Annotated in this window: 19 protein-coding genes; 10 read left to right on the top strand and 9 right to left on the bottom strand. The window is 40.6% G+C overall.

The genetic code is table 11. The features are described 5' to 3' along the window. Positions 1-35: 35 nt before the first annotated feature. The 4 genes from O0V13_RS00305 to O0V13_RS00290 form a co-directional block, all read right to left on the bottom strand. Complete coding sequence (locus tag O0V13_RS00305) at positions 36-3,194, bottom strand: efflux RND transporter permease subunit (protein WP_268032993.1); 3,159 nt, start codon at positions 3,192-3,194, stop codon at positions 36-38. Between the two features lie 2 nt (positions 3,195-3,196). Further along, entirely contained in the window at positions 3,197-4,249 is a 1,053-nt protein-coding gene (locus O0V13_RS00300; RefSeq protein ID WP_268032992.1) for an efflux RND transporter periplasmic adaptor subunit, read from the bottom strand. Positions 4,250-4,266: 17 nt separating this feature from the next. After that, entirely contained in the window at positions 4,267-5,637 is a 1,371-nt protein-coding gene (locus O0V13_RS00295; RefSeq protein ID WP_268032991.1) for a TolC family protein, read from the bottom strand. Between the two features lie 72 nt (positions 5,638-5,709). Beyond that, a complete protein-coding gene (locus O0V13_RS00290; protein WP_268032990.1) occupies positions 5,710-6,171 on the bottom strand; it encodes a GbsR/MarR family transcriptional regulator in 462 nt (153 codons plus the stop codon). A 155-nt stretch (positions 6,172-6,326) separates the two neighbouring features. Between O0V13_RS00290 and O0V13_RS00285 the strand changes: the two genes are divergently transcribed. The 3 genes from O0V13_RS00285 to O0V13_RS00275 all read left to right on the top strand — a co-directional run bounded on the left by O0V13_RS00285 (position 6,327) and on the right by O0V13_RS00275 (position 8,840). Beyond that, a complete protein-coding gene (locus tag O0V13_RS00285) occupies positions 6,327-7,214 on the top strand; it encodes a Nif3-like dinuclear metal center hexameric protein (RefSeq protein ID WP_268032989.1) in 888 nt (295 codons plus the stop codon). Between the two features lie 230 nt (positions 7,215-7,444). Continuing rightward, entirely contained in the window at positions 7,445-7,804 is a 360-nt protein-coding gene (locus tag O0V13_RS00280) for a hypothetical protein (RefSeq protein ID WP_268032988.1), read from the top strand. Next, positions 7,794-8,840: a hypothetical protein gene (locus O0V13_RS00275; protein ID WP_268032987.1), complete on the top strand. Its 1,047-nt coding sequence runs from the start codon at positions 7,794-7,796 to the stop codon at positions 8,838-8,840. The genes O0V13_RS00280 and O0V13_RS00275 overlap by 11 nt, the downstream gene beginning before the upstream one ends. A gap of 262 nt (positions 8,841-9,102) precedes the next feature. Here O0V13_RS00275 and O0V13_RS00270 read toward each other — a convergent pair whose 3' ends face one another. From O0V13_RS00270 to O0V13_RS00260, 3 genes are all read right to left on the bottom strand, one after another. Beyond that, positions 9,103-9,480, bottom strand: coding sequence for a hypothetical protein (locus O0V13_RS00270; protein ID WP_268032986.1), 378 nt, complete (start codon positions 9,478-9,480; stop codon positions 9,103-9,105). A 222-nt stretch (positions 9,481-9,702) separates the two neighbouring features. Continuing rightward, positions 9,703-10,983, bottom strand: a complete 1,281-nt coding sequence (locus tag O0V13_RS00265; RefSeq protein ID WP_268032985.1) for an amidohydrolase — start codon at positions 10,981-10,983, stop codon at positions 9,703-9,705. Positions 10,984-11,067: 84 nt separating this feature from the next. Then, complete coding sequence (locus O0V13_RS00260) at positions 11,068-12,354, bottom strand: amidohydrolase (protein WP_268032984.1); 1,287 nt, start codon at positions 12,352-12,354, stop codon at positions 11,068-11,070. 162 nt (positions 12,355-12,516) lie between these two features. On the opposite strand from O0V13_RS00260, the gene O0V13_RS00255 reads away from it, so the two are divergent. The 5 genes from O0V13_RS00255 (at position 12,517) to dnaN (ending at position 17,924) form a co-directional block, all read left to right on the top strand. After that, positions 12,517-13,209, top strand: coding sequence for an SDR family oxidoreductase (locus O0V13_RS00255; protein WP_268032983.1), 693 nt, complete (start codon positions 12,517-12,519; stop codon positions 13,207-13,209). A 162-nt stretch (positions 13,210-13,371) separates the two neighbouring features. After that, on the top strand, positions 13,372-14,277 hold the full coding sequence (gene gldA / locus O0V13_RS00250; protein ID WP_268032982.1) for a gliding motility-associated ABC transporter ATP-binding subunit GldA: 906 nt from the start codon (positions 13,372-13,374) through the stop codon (positions 14,275-14,277). Then, positions 14,274-14,993, top strand: a complete 720-nt coding sequence (gene gldF, locus O0V13_RS00245; protein ID WP_268032981.1) for a gliding motility-associated ABC transporter permease subunit GldF — start codon at positions 14,274-14,276, stop codon at positions 14,991-14,993. The genes gldA and gldF overlap by 4 nt, the downstream gene beginning before the upstream one ends. Continuing rightward, positions 14,990-16,675, top strand: a complete 1,686-nt coding sequence (gldG, locus tag O0V13_RS00240) for a gliding motility-associated ABC transporter substrate-binding protein GldG (protein WP_268032980.1) — start codon at positions 14,990-14,992, stop codon at positions 16,673-16,675. Before gldF ends, gldG begins: the two co-directional genes overlap by 4 nt. A gap of 124 nt (positions 16,676-16,799) precedes the next feature. Further along, positions 16,800-17,924 carry a DNA polymerase III subunit beta gene (gene dnaN, locus O0V13_RS00235; protein ID WP_268032979.1) on the top strand — a complete coding sequence of 375 codons (1,125 nt, stop codon included), beginning with the start codon at positions 16,800-16,802 and terminating at the stop codon, positions 17,922-17,924. A 128-nt stretch (positions 17,925-18,052) separates the two neighbouring features. Here the strand turns inward: dnaN and O0V13_RS00230 are convergent, their stop codons facing one another. Together O0V13_RS00230 and O0V13_RS00225 are read right to left on the bottom strand one after the other, a co-directional pair. Beyond that, the gene (locus tag O0V13_RS00230; protein WP_268032978.1) at positions 18,053-18,277 is read right to left on the bottom strand and encodes a VF530 family protein; all 225 of its coding nucleotides are present in this window, start codon (positions 18,275-18,277) and stop codon (positions 18,053-18,055) included. Between the two features lie 42 nt (positions 18,278-18,319). Beyond that, entirely contained in the window at positions 18,320-18,718 is a 399-nt protein-coding gene (locus O0V13_RS00225; protein ID WP_268032977.1) for a VOC family protein, read from the bottom strand. A 62-nt stretch (positions 18,719-18,780) separates the two neighbouring features. On the opposite strand from O0V13_RS00225, the gene O0V13_RS00220 reads away from it, so the two are divergent. Both O0V13_RS00220 and O0V13_RS00215 read left to right on the top strand, forming a co-directional pair. Then, positions 18,781-19,938, top strand: coding sequence for a DUF4221 family protein (locus tag O0V13_RS00220; protein WP_268032976.1), 1,158 nt, complete (start codon positions 18,781-18,783; stop codon positions 19,936-19,938). A 38-nt stretch (positions 19,939-19,976) separates the two neighbouring features. Then, entirely contained in the window at positions 19,977-20,612 is a 636-nt protein-coding gene (locus O0V13_RS00215; protein WP_268032975.1) for a Crp/Fnr family transcriptional regulator, read from the top strand. Positions 20,613-20,662: the final 50 nt, after the last annotated feature.

The following is a 20,662-nucleotide window of genomic DNA, read 5'->3' as shown; positions in this document are numbered from 1 at the left end:
ATGACCCTCCCGATTGGATTCAGGAGGGATTTGTTTTAAACGTATGCTGCTGCTTCAGACTCAAATTCCTCAACTGGAGTATCATCCAATGGAATTTCTTTTTTCTCGGACTTGCCGATTTTCACCAAAAACCTATCAAATAAATAATAGATCACCGGTACCACAACTAGGGTCAGGAACATAGAGGAAAGAAGTCCACCAATGATTACCCAAGCCAAACCGTTTTTCCATTCAGCACCTGCTCCACCTGCCAAGGCAATTGGAAGCATACCGATCACCATCGCTAGGGTAGTCATCAAAATTGGTCTGAATCGAATCTTTACTGCTTTTTCAAGAGCCTGTTTTACTTCAACTCCGGCTGCCTTCAGCTGGTTGGTAAAGTCAACCAATAGAATCGCATTCTTGGCTACCAATCCCATCAACATGATCAGACCCATGATGGAGAAGATACTCAAGGTGCTTTTCGTCAATGCCAAGGCAAGTAAGGACCCGATTAAAGCCATCGGAAGGGAGAACATCACTACCAAAGGATAAACATAGGAGTCATACAATGCCACCATGATCAGATAGATCAAGATGATGGAAGCGATCAAGGCAATTCCCAAACTTCCGAAACCTTCACTTTGGTTTTTCATATCCCCGTCGTAGTTGATTTGAACCTGCGGAGGAAGTTGCATCTGATCGATTTGGGCAGTCAATGCAGCACCTACTGTACCGGAAGGAACACCTGCCACCTGAGATGTGACTTTCACAGATCCTACACGGTCTCTTCTTTCCAATTTGGTTGGTCCTTCTGACTGAGATACCTGTGCGAATTGATCCAATTTGATCAATTGACCTTTGCTGTTCAGGAAGGTGATGTTTTGAACATCGGCGATACTTCTTCTGTCGAACTCATTCAATCTGACTTGGATGTCATACTCATAATCGCCGTCAGTATATTTAGAATTGTCATTTCCATTAAATGCAACCTGAAGTGTACCTCCAACTTGATCCATAGAAAGTCCCAATTCATTCATTTTGTATCGATCTACTTCGACTTTGATCTCAGGGTTACCTGCTTCTAAGGAACTTTCGATTTTTCTCGTTCCTCGAATGTTGGCCAAGATTCCCATGATTTTCTCGGCAGTCACTTGTACGGAATCTCTATCCGGGCCAGATACGATTACCTGAATCGGAGCATCGTTGGCAGTACCCATGATAGAGATTGGTACGGCTGTATATTCAGCGCCTGTGATATGCTCCTCAAGGTAGTTTTCTACATTTCTTGCATAGTCAGGACTGGACATAGATCTAAATTCTTTAGATACCAATTTCACGTTGATTTCAGCTGTATATGGAGAGGATTGAGACCCTGTAAACTGTCCACTGGCAACACCCACTTTGGTAAATACCTCGGTCACTTCTGGAAGAGTTCTCAAATAATCCTCTATCTCCTGAGTTTTGTAATTGGTTTGTTCCAAAGTGGCATCCTTAGGAAGTTCTAATCGAAGGATAAACTCTCCTCTGTCACCCTGAGAAACGAATTCACTACCAATCCATCCACCTCCAATTAGGAAGAAAGAACCGATGAAAAGGATAAATGTGATCCCCATCAAGGCGATTTTGTGAGCAAAACCCCATCTCAACAAGCCAACCAACCAGTCAACGAAGCCGTCAAGCATTGCTTCAAATCCATAAACGATTCTTCCAAAGAAGGAGTCTTTGCTCAAATGCTCCAGCTTGGAGAATCTGGAAGTCAACAATGGAATCAAAGTAAACGCTACCAACAAACTGAACAGGGTAGCAACAGCAACCGTGATACTGAACTGCTTGATAATGCCGGAGATCAAACCTCCGGTCAATGCCAAGGGCACGAATACCACAATGATTACCAAAGTAATGGAAACTACTGTTGAACCGATTTCACGGATACCATCGTAGGATGCCTGGGCAATGCTTTTTCCCATTTCCAGATGTCGGTAGATGTTTTCGATCACTACAATCGCATCATCCACGAGAATACCAACTACCAGAGATAGAGCTAGCAAGGACATCAAGTTCAGGGTAAATCCAGCCAAGAACATCACTGTAAATGTGGCAATGATGGATGCCGGTACGGCTACCATTACGATGATCGCATTTCGAATACTGTGAAGGAAAAGCAACATGATCAATGCAACCAGGACAATGGCTATCACCAAGTCTTTGATAACATCATTGGCAGCTTCCAAAGTGAACTCAGATGAGTTTTGAGAGATTTGGAAAGAAAGACCATCTTTGGCATAAGTTTCTTCTAAAACATGCAACTCATGCTCGATGATTTCAGAAACTTCTACTGCATTGGCATCGGATTGCTTTTGAATGGTCAGACCTATCGCATCGCTATTATTCAATCTTGTAAGGATTTCTTCGTCTTTGAAATCATCTTGAACCTCTGCCACCTCTTTCAATTGGATAGGAGACTCATCCTGACGATAGGCGATCACCAAATTTTCAAGGTCAGAAACTGCATTGAATTTCCCTGCTAACCTGATCAAAACCTGTCCGTCGCTGTCTTTCAATCTGCCTGTAGGAAAATCCAGATTACTTGCGTTGATTTTTTGGGCTACCATGATCGGAGAGATCCCATAAGCTTCTAGCTTATTTCTATCCAAGTTGACTTTAATCTCTCGCTCGGTACCACCCAGCATATTTACTTGGGCTACCCCGTTGATTTTAGCCAGTGATGGCTGGATTTTGTTTTTAATCAAGTCATAGAAGCCGGCCGGATCCAAATTAGAGTAAACTGCCATTTCCATGATCGGCATGTCGTCCAGGTCAAATTTCCCCAAACTTGGAGGATCAGCGTCATCCGGCAAATCACCTAGAATGGCATTGATTTTTCTTTGCGCGTCCTGCATGGAAATATCAACATCCGTTCCTGCCGCCAACTCAATAGTAATGATAGAAACACTCTCCTGAGAAATGGAATTCATCGCTTTAATGCCTTCCAAAGAAGCTACAGCATCCTCGATTTTCTTCGTGACCGAAGTTTCTACTTCAGATGGAGCTGCTCCTGGATATACTGTGGAGATGGTGACGATATTGGTCTCCATCTTTGGGAGCAACTCGTAAGACAATTGCGTGTAGGAAAAGATCCCAAGCAATGTCAGTATGGTGAAAAGGACGACGACCATGGTCGACCTTTGTATGGATATTTTAGTAATATTCATGCTTATTGGACCTTGACTTTAGTACCTTCTTTTACATTGATCAAGCCTGATGCGATCACTTCATCACCAGCTTTCAACCCATCTAAAACTTCTACAGATCCGTCATCCAAAGGATTGATGGTAATAGGTCTGTAAACAGCCTGACCATTTTGGATCAAATAAACTCCTGGGTTTTTCAAACTTCCAACCACAGATTTTCTGTCGATTTTCAACACTTGACCTGTTTGTGCAAATTGGAATTCAGCAGTTCCGAACATTCCTGGCTTGATCTGATTCTGGTTTTTGCTATTCATCAAAAGGATCACTTCATATTTGAAAGATCCATCAGCTTTGTTGGAGATGAAATCTACTTTTCCTGAGAACTCTTCCCCACGGATCGCATTGACTGAGACTGGAATCACATCACCTACTTTCACTTTGGAGATTTCGTTTTCAGTCACATTTACTGTCAGTTTCAATGGCGTCGTATTGATGATGTCGGCGATTGGCATTCCCGGACTTACCAATGTTCCCATTTCATAGTAATCTTCATTGATGAAGCCAGAGATTGGAGCTTTGATCTGAGTGTCATCCAATCTTTTCTGCAATGCTGAGAATTGAGCATCTGCGATTTTGAATCCGTTTTGGATTTCTTCCAGTTGCTTTTTGGTGATCGCGTCAGTGCTTGCTAGGTTTTCAAATCTCTTCAAGTCTTTTTCGGCTTGATCTCTTTGAAGCTTTGCGATAGTATATTCCGATCTGATCAATCTGTCATCCACCTGCACGATTACATCTCCTCTTTTGACATAGCTTCCTTTTTTCTTCAGAATCTTCACAATTGAACCGGAAGTCTCTGACATCAATTTCAGTTCTTGGTTCGGCTCAAAAATCCCATTTGCCTCAAAGTTTCTGTTGACTGCCTTTTCAGTAACCTTTTCAGTTGTCACAGAAATGTATTCGCTCGTCTTCATGGCCAGATTGGCCTCTTCGTTGAGCTCTTGTTTGTTGTTATAAAGTGTAAAAGCTATGGCTCCGACACCTAAAAGCATAAATGCTGCGATAAGTAACTTTTTCATAATGGTAGGTTTAGCTTTTATAGCGTAAGGTTTTTGATTTTTCCTGATGAATTAAGAATGTCCAGCTGGGCAATTCTCACTTGAATGATTTGATTGTTGTAATTGCTTTGGGCTTGTCTTTCAGTAGATTCTGCGTCCAAAAGATCCGTCAATGGACTCAACGCTTCTTTGTAAAGCAACTCAGTTTCTCTCAAGACATCTTTAGCCAAAGCCAAATTTTCCTCCAAAGAATTCAAGGTGCTTAAGGAGTTGTAATACTTGTTAAGGGCACTTTGGTATTCCAAATTGGCTGCATCTTCTGCTTGGATTCTATCCAATTGAAGTTGTTGCGCTTTGACTTTGGATTGAGCTGCCTTGTTTCTGGTTTGTAGACCATCGAAAATCGGAATCTCCAATTTCAAACCGATTAGGAATCCTTGATACCAGCTTTTGTTAGTACTTAAGAAATCAAATTGCTGGGAAAATGCATTTTTGTTGAAATCTGCGAATCCGAATAGCTGAGGCTGGTTTTCTGCCTTGATATTCTTGTACTCATATTCATACAATTGCTCCTGGACTCCTAGAATTTGCATGTCTTTTCTGTCGGCAACATTGAATCCGGCGATCTGGAAATTCTTCACAACTGTATTCATATCAGCAACAGATCTATCCAAGTTGATTGGAGTTTCAACTGGAATTCCCATCACCAATTTCAAATAGCCTTCACGCTGATAAATAGCGATGTCTAGGTTTTCCAATTCAGATCTTACCGAAGTCAGATTAACCGTTACTCTATTCAAATCCACCTTTCTAGCCAGATCGTTTTCGTATTGCGCTTTGAGGATTTTTTCCAATCCTTCCAACTGATCGATTGTTGCCAATAAGTTTTCACGCTGAAGATGAAGCTGGATAGTAGATAGGTAGTTCATTGCGATCTCATGGATCACATTTTCCTCTGACTGTTGAGCCAAAAGTCTGTAGAATTCCTCTCCAGTTTTGGCGGCTTTCAATCCTATCAAGTAGGAATTGCTATAAATCAATTGGTTCAACTGAAAACCTGCCTTCAGGGATTGTGGCACCCCAAATGCAATTACATTGATGTCTTCAGGATCTCCCCCAAAGAAACCTCCACCAGGGATTGCCTGAGGAAATACATCGATGAAATTATTATAGTTACCATAGGCCGATAGTTGAGGAAGACCAGCTCCACGGATTTCGTTTCGCTGGTATTTTGCCTTGTCTTCGTCCAATAGAGCCTTTTGATAGTTTCTATTGTTTTCCAATCCTATCTGAATGCTTTCCTTGAAAGTCAATGTATCCGGAAGAGTAAATTCAGCTTCTTGTGTCTGAGCTGCTAAAAATCCCGGAAAGAGGATTGCTAGTGAATAAATCAGATCCTTTTTAAACATTGTGGTAAATAATAGTTGATTATGTTAAGTGTTGTTAGTTCTGTAAAAAGAGAACCAATGATTCAAATTTTTTTAGGAATACTTCTTCTTGAATCTTTCGAAAAGAGAGGGAATTTCTTGCTTGAAGAATTCTAAGAAGTTGGAGAAATCCTGCATTCGCGAACAAAAATCTGATCCTTTATCTTTTCTTTCTTCCAAGACTTCATCTACAAAAGTTTTGATTTCTGCGATTTTGAGAAGATCCCTCTCAAACTCAGCTCTCCAGTCATTCACTTTCAATTTGAAGTACCTTTTCCTGTCTCCAGGCTTCGTGGTATAGACGACTCTATCTTTTGCCTGTAGGAAAGTCAATGCATTGCTTACCGCACTTTTGCTGACTCCTAGGAGTTCTACAATCTCTTCAAAAGTTGCCTCAGCATCATCATGAACCAAAAGCAAACCCATAATTCTCCCAACCAAAGGCTGCATTCCTTTGTGTTCATGGAAAACTCCGATTCTTTCTATTAGCTCTTTTTGTTTCTCGCTTAAGACCATGCTTTTTTTAGCTTTTGCTGGTATAACGGGACAAAGATAAACAAAGTTTTGTTAGTTCTGTAAAAAGAGAACCGAAAATTTATTGTTTTTTTTCTGACTCCCTTCTGAGCTCCTTTTGATTTTGATAAATTGATCACCAAATAATCCCAATAACCATGAATCATAAGAACAGGAGAGATTTTTTAAAAACGTCAACACTTACTATTGCAGGAAGTATTTTTTCCATTCCTTCATTTGGCTCCTCTTTTCTTGAAAAGAAAAATTGGACTGTTGGAGAAATTATGGACTTGTTTATTTCTCAAGTTCCAGATGCTCCTTTTCCAAATACTGTCGATACTCTAAAATCAGGAAACAAGGATACTGAGGTGACGGGGATAGTAACTACCATGTTTGCCACAATCACTGTAATCAGAGAAGCTATTGCCAAAAATGCCAATTTCATCATCACTCACGAGCCTACCTTCTACAATCATTTGGATGAGACCGAGTGGTTGGTAGATGATGATGTCTTTGAATACAAAAAAAAGCTTTTGGATGAACATAGAATAGCCGTTTGGAGAAACCATGATTACGTCCATAGTCTTCAAGTAGATGGGGTTCAGAAGGGAGCAGTCGATCAGATTGGTTGGACAGAATATTATGAAAATGATGCGGTTTTGAATATTCCAAATACAACTCTTGCAGAATTGATAACTCATCTGAAAATTAAACTGGATGTTCCATCCATGAGATATGTCGGGGATTTGAACCAATCAATTTCCAAGGTTTTGCTTTATCCAGGTGCGATTGGAGGACGTCGTCAAATTGAGGGCTTGATGCTGGAAAGACCGGATGTTTTGATTGTGGGAGAATCTCCAGAATGGGAAACGCAGGAATATGTTAGAAACGCAAACGAAAAAGGAGACAAAGTCTCTTTGGTTGTCATTGGGCATTCTGCCAGTGAGGAAGGAGGCTCAGAATTTATGGCAGAATGGGTGAAGAAATTCATCCCAGAAATGCCAGTTTATCATATTCCTTCGGAAAATTCCCTGAAAATCTTTTAATTAGAAACAGAAGTTGCGTGAGTTTAGGGCTTCCGAAATACCTAATATTTTCTTTTCTGACTGTTTAAAAATAAAAGAACCATTGTTTGTAATCTGAACTTCCAATGATCCAGGACCTTCAATACCAGTTAAAAGAACTGGAGTCTTTGCTTCAAGGCATTTCTTGTGAAAATTATTCTAAAAAAATCACCCCTTTGGATGATGGGACAGTTTGAGCCCACGTTCGACATGTGGTAGAATTCGTATCCTGCTTGATTAATCAATATGAACAAGGGCTCATCAATTATGATTTGCGAGTTCGAGATTCAAGAATTGAAAATGAAAGACAGGTAGCCATTCTGGCAATTCAAAATTTAACCCAGCAATTGGACCGACCAGAAAAGGATTTGGAGCTGGTCTATTCCAATTTTTCAAATAAACAGCTCAGTTGCTCCTCAACCTATTCTAGAGAATTGCTTTACAATATTGAGCACTGCATCCATCACAAGGCTTTGATCAAAGTGGCTCTTCATGAGTTGGGAGATAGGTCTTTGGTGAAGAACTCTTTTGGGGTAGCCTCCTCGACTTTGTCTTATCGGAATGAAGTTTAACTGGAAAGATTTTTCCTATAAGCTCAATCACTTGGAATATTGGAGTACAAGAGCAGTTTACCTCCCACTTTCACCATTTTGGGTTTTCTATTCGATCAAGGCTCAAAGTCTTTTTTTCTTCGAAAAAACAAATCCGGCAATGCCCTTTGGGGGGATGGCCATGACGCCTAAATCGGTGATTTATGATTTGCTTCCAGATGAGTACATTCCACAAACAGCTTTGATTTTGGAAGGGGAAGACCCGATAGAGAAAGTGAAAAGTCTAGGATTACTCTACCCAATAATCGCCAAGCCCAATCAAGGTCTGAAAGGATTGGGAGTGGAGACGATTTCAACCGAAGGAGAGCTCATTAATTACGGTCAGAAATTCAATTTGCCATTTTTGATTCAGGAGAAAATACCTTATTCGAATGAAGTTGGGATTTTTTATTGTCGTTTTCCAAAGGCCGAGAAAGGCTTTATTACGGGAGTAGTTCAAAAGAACTTTATGAAAATTCATGGAGATGGTAATCATACTTTAGAGCAGTTGATTCAAGCAAATCCCCGATTTAACTTTCAAATTGAAAGGTTGAGAAATCTGTGGAAGGAAAGATGGGGAGAAGTCATTCCAAAGGGAGAGGAAATCACTTTACTGGAGGTAGGTAGTCATACCCGAGGAGCTGAATTTATCAATATTTCTCATTTGGTTGATGAGAAATTGACTTCGAAAATCGAGGAAATTGCCAAACGCATCCCAGGGTTTTATTATGGTCGATTTGATGTGCTGTACAAGGATTTTGAGTCTTTGAAAAATGGGGAGGATTTCAAAATCATAGAGTTGAATGGAGCGATGAGTGAGCCGACTCATATGTATGATCCTGCTAATTCACTTTGGAATGCTTGGAAGGAAATTTTAAAGCATTGGGATATCATGGCAAAAATCGCCGTACAAAATCGGGGAATACCCATCCGAAAAACTTCATTTAGGAAAGGTTTGGGCCTCTTTTTCGAGAATCTAAACTTGGAAAAGCTATTAAAAAAACAGCTTTTGAATTAAACCCAAAATATGTGATAGCAATTCTATTCCATTTATTAATTGCTTCAAAATCAGCTATTTCATTGCTGTTTTCATCCCGACAACTTTCGGGATCACCATAGCGGTGCTATGCCTCAGTTTCCAAACAGCCTGATTTTCTTGCAATTATTGCATTCATGACGAAATCTATTGCATAATTCGGGTTAAAAAAAGAAGCTAGTCAACAAGACTAGCTCTTTTCCTTTTTGTAAGCCCATTACTATTTGTCTGATTCAAATCTGGATTAAGTAGTCAAACTTTCTCCATCTTTGTTTTTTTGTTCTGATTTATTCTTTTGTGAAGAATCATCTTTATTCGTTTTGTCGAAATCTGAAGGGTTTTCAAGCTCAGCAAGCATTCTCTTGATTTGAGCCTTTTGCTCTTTCAATTCATCAACCTTGATTTCCAACCTTGATTTTTCAAGTCCTTCAGCCTTCTGTTTTAAATAGACCAATCTTTCCAACTTCCTCTCGACTTCTGATTCCAGTTGGATTAATTCAGATTTTGATTTCTTCTCATAAAGCTCGGATACCTCTTCATTTTTAACCTGTTTTTCCGAACAGGATGTCATACTCAATCCAATTGCAAGGCATCCCGTGGCTATTGCAATTATCGTTTTCATAATAGTGGTGTTGTTGGTTTAGTTTCGTTAAAGAAAACCGTTACAGTACCCAGTAGGTCAATACCAGTGCCAAGGCTAAAAAATGAAAAGGAGGCGGATTTAGCTTTTAGAAATTGGGGAAAGAAGTGTCAATCTGTGGTCTATTTTCTTCGAAATGGAAAAAAGAAAGCGCGATTTTTTCAAAAACTGGGCTTAGATCTGTTGAAAGTAAAAACGCAATAATTAGTCTTCAAAATAATCCACTACAAAATAGCTTAAGGTTTTTACGCCAAGGGTAAAGCCACTTTCCTCGATGAAGAAATCTGGCGTGTGATGGGATGGTGTAGTCAATGGATCTCCGCCTTTTTTCATGCCTCCTAGAAAAATAAAAAGTCCCGGGATTTCTTTCTGGAAGAAACTGAAATCTTCCGCTCCAGTTTGGGGATCCATGATGAAGACATTTTCTTTTCCTGCCGCTGATTCCATGGAGGGAATCATCTTACTCGTCAATTGGGGATCATTGACAGTAGAAGGATAACCATAGGATAGATCAATCTCTGCTTTCGCTCCGGCACTTTCAGCAATATTTGAAATTACCTCTTTGATTCTTCTGTGTACCAATTCTTGTTGCTGTGTGCCAAATGTCCGGATTGTACCGATCATTTCTACTTTTTCGGGTATGATGTTGTGTCGGATTCCTCCGTGAATTGCTCCGATGGTCACCACAGCTGGGTTTTGTGTGATATTTACATTTCTGGACAGAATGGTCTGTAGTCCCATTACAATTTGTGAGCTGGTAACTATAGGGTCCACTCCAGACCAAGGAGACGCTCCGTGGGCTTGAGTTCCTTTGATAGTTACATTTAAGCCATCAACAGCTGCCATAAATGGTCCTGATCGATATCCGATTTTGCCAGCCTCGACTTGAGACCAGATGTGCAATCCAAAAATAGCATCGACATCATCCAACACACCTTCTTGGACCATTTGTTCTGCACCAAAAATCTCAGCTTCTGAAACTCCTTCTTCAGCTGGTTGGAAAATGAACTTCACTGTTCCTTCGAGATTTTCTTTCATAGAAGCCAAAACCTCAGCGGTGCCCATCAAAATGGCAACATGAGAGTCATGTCCGCAAGCATGCATTACTCCGGTTTCTTGCCCATTGTAAGTTGCAGTATTGACAGATTTGAAAGGAAGATCATTTCTTTCAGTAACAGGTAGCGCGTCCATATCAGCTCTCAAAGCCACAGTAGGGCCTGGTCTTCCTCCTTTAAGAATTCCAATCACACCTGTGACAGCGACTCCTTCTGTTACTTCCATTCCCAAGGATCTGAGATGATCAGCTACAATTTTGGCAGTCCGGACTTCCTGATTTCCCAATTCAGGATGCTGATGGAAATCCCGCCTCCAGTCAATAACTTTTGACTCAATAGAATTGGCTTTTTGATCGATAGTATATCTCAGATTAGTCTGAGCCTGAATAGAAATAGAAATGAATGTGAGAAGGTATAGCAGCTTTTTCATCGGAAAGAATTGGGGTGTCAGCAGAAGTAATTTAAAATGAAAAGCCCGCAATAAAATTTGCGGGCTTTAGGGAATTTAAAGACTTTATTTTTCTTGTCCCATATAATCCACGACAAAGTAGCTCATTACTCGAACGCCTAAGGTGAAACCACCTTCATCAATGTAGAATCCGGGAGTATGATGGGAAGGGGTTTTGGTAGGATCGCCTCCTTTTTTCATTCCACCCAAGCTTATGAATAGCCCTGGTTTTTCTCTCTGGAAAAAGCTGAAGTCCTCTGCACCAGTAACTGGAGTCATATAAATAACATTTTCTGCCCCAGCAGCAGCTGTTAAAGTAGGCTCCATTTTAGATGTTAAAGCTGGATCATTGACTGTTGAAGGGTATAGTTTTTCAATTTTCAAATCAACTTCTGCATCAGCGCTTTCTGCGATGTTTGTGACAATCTCAGTGATTCTTTTGTGGACTAAGGCTTGTTGCTCATCTCCAAAAGTTCTGATGGTACCGATCATTTCCACTTTTTCAGGAATGATATTGTGGCGAATACCACCATGTATCGCTCCTACAGTAACCACTGCTGGATTTTGCGTGATATTTACGTTTCTAGACAAAATGGTCTGAAGTCCCATAATGATTTGAGAGCTGGTGACAATAGGATCCACGCCAGACCAGGGAGAGGCGCCGTGTGCTTGTTTGCCTGTTAAGGTGATTTCCAAGTTATCTACAGCAGCTAGGCTTGGTCCAGAACGATAGCCAATTTTACCCACTTCCATCTGGGACGCGATATGCAAGCCAAATACAGCGTCTACATCTTCCATCACACCTTCGGCAACCATCAATTCAGCGCCTGCAATATCAGCATCGTAAACTCCTTCCTCAGCAGGTTGAAACAAAAATTTAACTGTGCCTTGAAGCTGGTCTTTCATACTAGCCAGAACTTCGGCAGCTCCCATTAAAATCGCTACGTGAGTATCATGGCCACAAGCGTGCATCACTCCAGTTTCTTGACCATTGTAAGTTGCTGTGTTGACAGATTTGAATGGAAGGTCATTTCGCTCAGTAACTGGCAAAGCATCCATATCTGCTCTCAAGGCTACTGTTGGTCCCGGTTTTCCACCTTTCAATACTCCAACAACACCAGTCACGGCCACTTCCTCTGTCACTTCTATTCCAAGTGATCTCAGGTGGTCAGCAATCTTTTTTGCAGTTCTAAATTCCTGATTTCCCAATTCTGGGTGCATGTGGAGATCTCTTCTCCATTCTATTACTTTTGACTCAATTTCATTCGCTTTTTTGTCAATCGCTGGACGAAGTTTCGTCTGTCCAAAGCTTACTCCACTAATAAGAAGTAAGGGGAGAATTAGTTTTTTCATTTAATAATTTGGTTGGTATTGGTTTTTACTTGAATTGGCAATTTAAAAGAAATAGGTGCTTATGATCCACATGTTTTTTAAAAAAACTGGTTTCTTCGAACCATTTTATTCAAATGTGATTTATGAAGAAGAATATGGAATCGATATAAAACCAAATAAGCAATGGACTTAAAAGATAAAGTAGCAATCGTAACTGGAGTCAGTAAAGGGATCGGATTGGAAGTAGTCAAAATCCTTTTGGATAAAGGAGTGACTGTGGCTGGTTGGGGAAGAAATCAACCTGATTTGAACCACGCTAATTTTCATTTTTTCACCTGTGATGTAGCCAAAGAGGAATCAGTTGAAAGTGCTTACCAACACACAATCAAAAAACTAGGTTCTGATATCCAGATTTTGGTGAATAATGCTGGATTTGGTGTAGCGGGAGAGACTGAAACTTTCTCTTCTGAAGATTGGAAAGCGATGTTTGATACCAATGTTCATGGGGTTTTTTACACAACTAAGAGAGTGATTTCGGCTATGAAAAAGGCTGCTGAAGGACATATTATAAATGTTGCTTCCATAGCAGGATTGAATGGCGTGAAGAATTTTGCGGGCTATGTGGGGACCAAGCATGCGGTGAGAGGGATTTCCCATTCTTTGTACATGGAATTGAGGGATTTTGGAATCAAAGTTTCCACGATCTATCCAGGTTCTGTTCAGACCAATTTCTTTGATGAAATCCCGGGTATTGATGCCCACGAGCATATGATGCGACCAATTGATGTTGCCACTACGATTGTTCAAACCTTGGAAACCCACCCTAATTACTTTGTGGCAGATGTGGAATGTCGACCTTTGAAACCAAGAGGATAATTTCTGTATGGAATAGAAGAAATCTATTGTTTTGCCGTTTAGATTTTGGTGGGCAAAACTTGTGTAACGAGAGGCATTCCCTATTTTTGCCTTAGACCTTTCTCAACCGGGTTTTTGCCCTTGCCATGCGGGTGAACTCCCGGTTGGTCTCTTTTGTAGCTTATGTCATTAGTAGTCTCTCAGTTATGTAAAAATTATGGTTCCCAAAAGGCCCTCAATGAGGTTTCCTTTACGGCTGTCCCTGGGAGAATTTTAGGTTTTTTGGGTCCAAATGGAGCTGGGAAATCCACCACAATGAAAATCATTACCGGATATATTCAGGCTGATGGTGGTGCTGTTCAGGTTTTAGGGAAAGATGCATTGAGCAACCCTAAATTAGTATCTCCTCTAATCGGATACCTACCCGAGAAAAATCCATTGTATCAGGACATGTATGTCAAAGAGTTTTTGGCATTCTCAGGGGGATTGTATGGACTGAAAGGGCAGGAATTGAATAAAAGACTGGGGGAAATGCTGGAGAAAACAGGATTGACTCCGGAGCAGCACAAGAAAATCGGACAGCTTTCCAAGGGCTATCAGCAAAGGGTAGGCTTGGCAAAAGCTTTGATCCATGACCCCAAAGTGGTGATTTTGGATGAGCCGACCACGGGTTTGGACCCGAATCAATTGGTAGAAATTCGGAAATTGATTCAAGAGGTGGCTGCGGAGAAGACGCTGATTCTTTCTACTCACATCATGCAGGAAGTAGAGGCGATCTGCAAGGATGTCGTCATCATCAACAAAGGGATGATCAAGGCAGTTGATTCTTTGGAGAACTTCCAAAATCAAGGAAGCCAAAATCAATTGAGTTTGGAGACTGAGGAGGAATTGGAGTTGAGTTGGTTTGAGAATTTGGGTACTGTACAATTTGGTCCGAAAGGAAATCATCAGGTCCTAATCCAAATTGGCGATCCTCAAGCCGCTAGAAAAGTGGTGATGGCTTTGATCAATGAAAGAGGTTTGAATCTGATCAATCTCAATCAAAGCAAAAAGAACCTGGAAGACCTTTTTAGAGATATTACCCAATGAAAAGCCTGTTTCTAAAAGAAATAAACGCCTTTTTTGGCAACCTGCTGGGCTATTTGATTTTAGCCTTGTTTTTGGTTGCGATGGGGTTGATCGTTTGGGTTTTTCCTGAAACCAGCGTGTTGGATTATGGATATGCCGATCTAGAACCGCTTTTCACTTACACACCTTACGTTTTTACTTTTTTGATCCCGGCACTTTCCATGCGTGCTATAGCTGAGGAAAAAAGAAATAACACTTGGGAGCTGCTTCAGACTTCCCCTCTTTCATTATTGGAGATTATTCTTGCCAAATACGGAGCTCTTTTGGTACTGGTATTTTTGGCAGTTTTACCGACTCTGATCTATTATTTCACCATTCTTCAATTGGGAGATCCAGCTGGGAATTTGGATCAGGCCAGTTTCTTTGGAAGCTGGATTGGACTTTTGATGATAGGAGCTGTGTTTTCGGCAGTTGGTATTTTCTCCTCTGCTTTGACATCCCAGCAGGTAGTCGCTTTTGTGTTGGGAGTATTTCTATGCTTTGTCCTATACTTTGGATTTTCAGCCCTAGCTGAACTTAATGTGGGAAATGTAGCCTATTATGTGGAAGAATTGAGCCTGAGTTTCCATTACATGAATTTGAGCCGAGGAGTGGTGGATTCCGGGGATTTGTTTTTTATGCTAGGTATGATTTGGTTGTTTTTGGGTTTGTCTGTTTTGGTTTTGAGAAAAAAATGAAATTGACCACCAACCATATCGCCAAATCTATCGGGATACTCCTAGGGGGAATAATTCTTTTCTTTCTTTTGGCAAAGTTGATCCATTTCAGAATCGATTTGACTGAGGATAAGCGCTATTCACTTCATCCCGCAACCGAAGAAGTTCTGTCTGAATTGACCGAGCCGGTCCATGTGGAGATTTTGTTGATGGCCGATGACTTGCCAGGAGGAATGCGAAGATTGCAACGCTCTGTGGAGGAAACCATTCGGACTTTCAATGCTTATAGCCCTGAAAAAATAACCTATTCTTTTTTCGATCCCCTGAGTTTGCCACCTGATGAGCAACAGGAATTTGTGGTAGAATTAGCAAATTATGGGATTAACCCGACCAATGTTTATGTCAATCAAACAGGCGGTCAGCAAACTAAATTGATTTTTCCGGGTGTCTTGGTTTACAATGAAGAATTTGAGTCTGGAGCATTGATTCTCAAAGGTGAAGCAGGCATGAATCAAGATCAGATATTGAATCAATCCATAGAGAATTTGGAGTTTGAATTGAGTAATGCGATTCGAAAATTGAACACTCAAAATGCCGGAGCAATTGCCATGCTGATTGGTCATGAGGAGATGAAAGAGGATGAAGGGTATGGTATCGTAGAGGCGCTGGATGGTGATTTTGAGATTTTCAAGGTGCCTTTGGAACAAGCCCGTACGGTAGAAGATCTGATCAATTTTGAAACGATTTTCATTCAAGGTCCAAGACAAAGCTATTCTGAAAGAGATGTTTTTCTCCTGGATCAATATGTGATGCATGGGGGGAATCTGGTGGTCCTAAGTGATGGGGTGGCCGTAGACGTAGAGCAAGCTGGTGGAGAGGGAACCTTGGCGATGCCTTACGATAATGGGCTTGAAAACCTACTTTTTAAATATGGCGTTCGGATCAACAAGGATTTGATACAAGATTTGAATTTTGGTTATTTCCCGGTAATGGGAGGCGATTTCGGTAATTTAGCTCAAATGGTTCAGCTTCCTTGGCCGTTTTATATCCAAGCGAATCGGATGGCAAATCATCCCATTACCAAAGGATTGGACGTGGTCTATTTCCGCTTTGCCAGTACTATGGATACGGTGATGGCTCCTGGGATAAAGAAGACGCCTTTGGTGTTTACATCGGAATATTCCAGGGTGGTTCAGGCGCCTGCCCGAGTAGCTTTTAGAGATATGGAGCAGGAGCCGGATGTCAATCTGTATAATCAGAAGAATTTGCCATTGGTTTACCTATTGGAAGGTGAGTTTACCTCCTTATTCAAAAATCGATTTCTTCCTGAAGGATTTTCCAAGGAAAATTTCAAAGAATCCGGGTCAGGAAAAGTGGTTGCCATTAGCGATGGAGAAGTTTTCCAAAGCCAAACTGACCCACAGTCCGGGGCACCGTTATCCTTGGGGGATGACCCCTTCAATCAGGTTGTTTTCGCCAATAAGCTATTCCTGCGAAACTTAGTCCAGTACCTTCAAAATCCAGAGGGATTGATCGCTTCCAGAACCCGAACTTTCAAAATCAGACCATTGGATAAGGTGAAGGTAGCACAACAGAAAACTTTCTGGCAAGGAGTCAATGTCTTAGGTCCAGTGATTTTGTTGCTGATCTGCGGAGGCTTGATTTCCATGAATAGAGCCCGAAAATATTCCAGAAAAAATTAATTTGAAGAAAAGGTAAAAACCAAACTAATTATTTGCCTTTATTCCCGTATTGGGCCTCTTCAATTCGATTTTATTTATAAATTTATCCCCTATTCCAAAAGTAAATACAAATAAGCCCTACGATATGAAGTTTATTGTTTCCTCTTCTGCTCTTTTAAAGCAGCTTTCGGCGATCAATGGTGTGGTGACTACCAACCCGGTAGTTCCAATTTTGGAGAATTTCCTTTTTGAAATAAAAGAGAGTGTTCTAACCATTACAGCCTCAGATTTGCAGACTTCCATGATTACTGAAATTCATGTGGAGGCTAAAGAAGATGGAAATATTGCAGTGCCAGCAAGAATTTTGATCGAGACATTGAAAAACCTTCCGGAGCAACCGGTGACTTTCAGCATCGATCATGATACCTATGCTGTTGAGATTTCTTCTGATAATGGACGTTATCGTTTGGCAGGTGAGAATGCTACTGACTTCCCTAAGATCCCGACTGTAAGCAATGCGACTACAGTGGATATGTCTACTGAGGTTCTTTCCAGCGCTGTTTCCAATACCATCTTCGCTACTAGCTCCGATGAATTGAGACCTGCAATGACCGGTGTTTATATCAACCTGAGTGATACCAACACTACTTTCGTAGCAACTGACGGTCATAGATTGATCAGATATAGAAGAGTCGATGTGGCTTCTTCTAGCCCTGCTTCTTTGATTATCCCAAGAAAAGCTTTGAACCTGTTGAAATCGACTTTGCCTTCTGAAAATGTGGGGGTAAGTGTTGAATTCAACCAGTCAAATGCCTACTTCAAGTTCAATAATATCAAGATGATCTGTCGATTGATCGATGAGAGATTCCCTGATTATGAAAACGTAATCCCTGTAGAGAATCCGAACATCATGACAATCGATCGTCAGGATTTGTTGAGCTCTTTGCGTCGTATTGCAATTTATGCCAACAAGACTACGCATCAGGTAAGATTGAAATTGACTGGTTCTGAGTTGATGATTTCTGCAGAAGATTTGGATTTCTCCAATGAAGCAAATGAAAGATTGTCATGCGAGCACGATGGAGAGGATATCGAAATCGGATTTAACGCGAAGTTTTTGGTAGAAATGTTGAACAACCTTTCTTGCAAAGAAGTAAGCTTGAAATTCTCTGCTCCAAACAGAGCAGGTTTGATTTTGCCGGCAGAACAAGATGAAAACGAGGATATCTTGATGCTCGTGATGCCTGTGATGCTAAACAACTACGTATAACACACACACACACACACACACAACCTATAAACAACCGAAGCCCAGGTCATTTGATCTGGGCTTTTTTTATCGGTTGAGGTTTTGGAAAACCTCCAAGGTTTCAAAACCCTAGGAGGGTTGATTAAAAGCTATTTGTTGTCCCTCAACATCTTCAAATACAATCCTTCGACTCTTTCTCTCGCCCAAGGGGTTTTGCGAAGAAATTTCAAGCTGGATTTGATCGACGGATCATGAGTAAAGCATCGGATCGTGATTCGCTCACCTAGTTCTTCCCAGCCATAGTAATCGACCAAATGCTCCAACATGGTGTCCAGTCTTAATCCGTGAAGAGGGTTGTTGGGTTGATGTTCCATAGGTGGGTAAAGTTAGCCAAATTTCCTGCTACCAGAGACTTTCTACAGATCACTAGATATCCGTTCTATCAAATCCCACAAATTGCCATTGAGATCCTTGAAAACACTGACGATCCCATACTCCTCTTGGGCTGGTTCTCGGATAAATTCAACACCTCTGGATGTGTATTTTTCATAATCCCTGTAGAAATCATCTGTATATAAAAATAAAAACACACGACCTCCCGCTTGGAAGCCAATCTGCTTTTTTTGGGCTTCATTGGCTGCTTTTGCCAATAATAAATGACAGGATGAGCCCGGAGGAGAGACACGCACCCATCTTTTTGTTTCACTTAGTTGGGTGTCTTCGAGAAGCTCAAAATCCAAAACCTGTGTATAATAGGCAATGGCCTCATCATAGTCTTTGACCAAAATCGCAATTTGTCCAAGCTGTTGTTTCATTTTTTGACTAAGTGTTTACGATGTGAGTTGATTTTTTTAGTTTAAACAAACTTTTCAATTCTATGTCAAAGCTATACTTTCCATTACTTTGTTTCCTTTTTTTAATAGGACTTTTTGCTTGTGAGTCCGAAAAAACAGATTCTAATTCAGCGGTCAAGACTTGGGAGCTAGCACCTAGTGGGGAGAAAATCGAAATAGAGCTCGATAGCACCACTGCCAATGTCTCTGTAGTAATGGAATACTATGATGATGGGGAAAGCCCTTTGTTTTTTAATGTTAACTGGGATAAGAATTCACTTCAGATCTACGATGTAAAAGACCATAAGCTTGAGAAAGAGTTGTTGTTTGAGCAAGAAGGGCCAAATGGGGTAAGAGTTGGTTTTGTCCATATACATAATTTAGATAGCATCTTCCTCTTTCCTGAATGGAGTAAAGAGATGGTTTTAATAGATTCTTCAGGGGAAATTAAAAACAGGATCAAGTATGAATTACCAGAAACTGTATCAGCAGTTTTCCTCCATAACACTTATTATGTTTCTCCCCCGATGATTGCAGATGGAAAACTAATTGCAAAAACTAGGGGAGTTAAGAGGCCTACTGAATATACCCAGCTTGATTTGGATGAATTTCCGATCTTGGTCTCTATTGATTTGAAATCAGGAGATGTTAATCCACTTCCATATCGGTTTCCCAATAATTATCTGATTCAGGGTAAAAAAATGCTTGAAAAAAGTATTATTGCTGAGCCAGAAAGATTGATCATTTCATTTATTGGAGATCATTCTCTTTATTTTTCGGATGGAGAAAGGATGGCAAAAAAAGAGGCTGCAAGTTCGTTTTTGGAGCCAAGCCTACCCTTGCTTTCTGAGTATGCTGATGGTCGAGAATTTGCAGAATATGCTTTTACAAAATCGAGATATGCAGATTTGATAAATGACCCTTATCGAAAGCTTTACTACCGATTTGCTTATCCTACAATTGAAATTGACTCTGATGAGCAATTAAGGGAATTAAGGGAAAACCCCGGACCATTTGTAATCATGGTTTTTGATGAAAATCTGGATTTGTTGACGGAAAAGAAATTTGAGGCCGGAAAGTATATGCCTACCAACAGTTTTGTGGGGGAGAAAGGCTTATATATTTCTATCAACAATCCTGAAAACCCGGAGAACAAGGAAGACTGGATGTCCTTTGAATTGATAGAGTTGGTTGAAAAATAAGGGAGGGAAACTTATTCATTTTTCCATTTCGTGTGATTATGAATCGCGAATTGCTCCCGATACCAGCATTCCGAGAATTTTTCTTAAACTGTCATGTGGAAAAATTTAGAGAAAGCATTCAGACATCCTTTGGTCCCTTATCAGATGAGGAGCTTGATTACCTACGGTCTTATTTTTATGAGGAGAAGCTTTCAAATAAAGAATATTTTGTAATAACTGGGAAGACCTGCAATCGTCTGAGTTTGTTGGTTTCCGGCCTGTTGAGGATTTACTCTTTGACAGATGGGAAAGAGATCACACAATGGATTTCTACTCCCGGTTATTTTGTCACAGAGATTTCCGGATTTTTCTTTGGTCAACCTTCCAGATGGAATATCCAAGCCTTGGGAGAAGTGTCCTTGTTGACGATTGACAAGGAGAATTATGCCCGATTAATCAAAGACTTTCCAAAATGGAAGGAAATAGAAAGTGGTTTTATCGCCAAATGTTTTGCAATGCTGGAGGATCGGATTTTCTCACATTTGTCTTTGAGTGCGGAAGAGCGCTATAAAATTTATTTTGAGCAGAATAAAGAATTATTCAACCAAGTTCCTCTGCAATACCTTGCTTCCCTTTTGGGAATGACTCCTGAGACCTTCAGCCGGGTAAGGAAGCGGCTTCATGAAAATGCTTGATTTTTGTCAAGAGAATTGATTCGTAGTCCTCCTACTTTTGTCTAAATTCT

The sequence above is a fragment of the Algoriphagus sp. PAP.12 genome (assembly GCF_026652115.1).
Classification (GTDB): Bacteria; Bacteroidota; Bacteroidia; order Cytophagales; family Cyclobacteriaceae; genus Algoriphagus.
This window is presented reverse-complemented; position numbering and strand designations above follow the sequence as displayed.

Coding starts and splice junctions, on each gene's coding strand:
- O0V13_RS00290 (WP_268032990.1), bottom strand. CDS start 6,171: ATGGTCTTAAGCGAGAAACAAAAAGAGCTAATAGAAAGAATCGGAGTT.
- O0V13_RS00275 (WP_268032987.1), top strand. CDS start 7,794: ATGAAGTTTAACTGGAAAGATTTTTCCTATAAGCTCAATCACTTGGAA.
- O0V13_RS00255 (WP_268032983.1), top strand. CDS start 12,517: ATGGACTTAAAAGATAAAGTAGCAATCGTAACTGGAGTCAGTAAAGGG.
- O0V13_RS00300 (WP_268032992.1), bottom strand. CDS start 4,249: ATGAAAAAGTTACTTATCGCAGCATTTATGCTTTTAGGTGTCGGAGCC.
- O0V13_RS00230 (WP_268032978.1), bottom strand. CDS start 18,277: ATGGAACATCAACCCAACAACCCTCTTCACGGATTAAGACTGGACACC.
- O0V13_RS00295 (WP_268032991.1), bottom strand. CDS start 5,637: ATGTTTAAAAAGGATCTGATTTATTCACTAGCAATCCTCTTTCCGGGA.
- O0V13_RS00270 (WP_268032986.1), bottom strand. CDS start 9,480: ATGAAAACGATAATTGCAATAGCCACGGGATGCCTTGCAATTGGATTG.
- dnaN (WP_268032979.1), top strand. CDS start 16,800: ATGAAGTTTATTGTTTCCTCTTCTGCTCTTTTAAAGCAGCTTTCGGCG.
- gldG (WP_268032980.1), top strand. CDS start 14,990: ATGAAATTGACCACCAACCATATCGCCAAATCTATCGGGATACTCCTA.
- O0V13_RS00305 (WP_268032993.1), bottom strand. CDS start 3,194: ATGAATATTACTAAAATATCCATACAAAGGTCGACCATGGTCGTCGTC.
- O0V13_RS00215 (WP_268032975.1), top strand. CDS start 19,977: ATGAATCGCGAATTGCTCCCGATACCAGCATTCCGAGAATTTTTCTTA.
- gldA (WP_268032982.1), top strand. CDS start 13,372: ATGTCATTAGTAGTCTCTCAGTTATGTAAAAATTATGGTTCCCAAAAG.
- O0V13_RS00225 (WP_268032977.1), bottom strand. CDS start 18,718: ATGAAACAACAGCTTGGACAAATTGCGATTTTGGTCAAAGACTATGAT.
- O0V13_RS00220 (WP_268032976.1), top strand. CDS start 18,781: ATGTCAAAGCTATACTTTCCATTACTTTGTTTCCTTTTTTTAATAGGA.
- gldF (WP_268032981.1), top strand. CDS start 14,274: ATGAAAAGCCTGTTTCTAAAAGAAATAAACGCCTTTTTTGGCAACCTG.
- O0V13_RS00260 (WP_268032984.1), bottom strand. CDS start 12,354: ATGAAAAAACTAATTCTCCCCTTACTTCTTATTAGTGGAGTAAGCTTT.
- O0V13_RS00285 (WP_268032989.1), top strand. CDS start 6,327: ATGAATCATAAGAACAGGAGAGATTTTTTAAAAACGTCAACACTTACT.
- O0V13_RS00265 (WP_268032985.1), bottom strand. CDS start 10,983: ATGAAAAAGCTGCTATACCTTCTCACATTCATTTCTATTTCTATTCAG.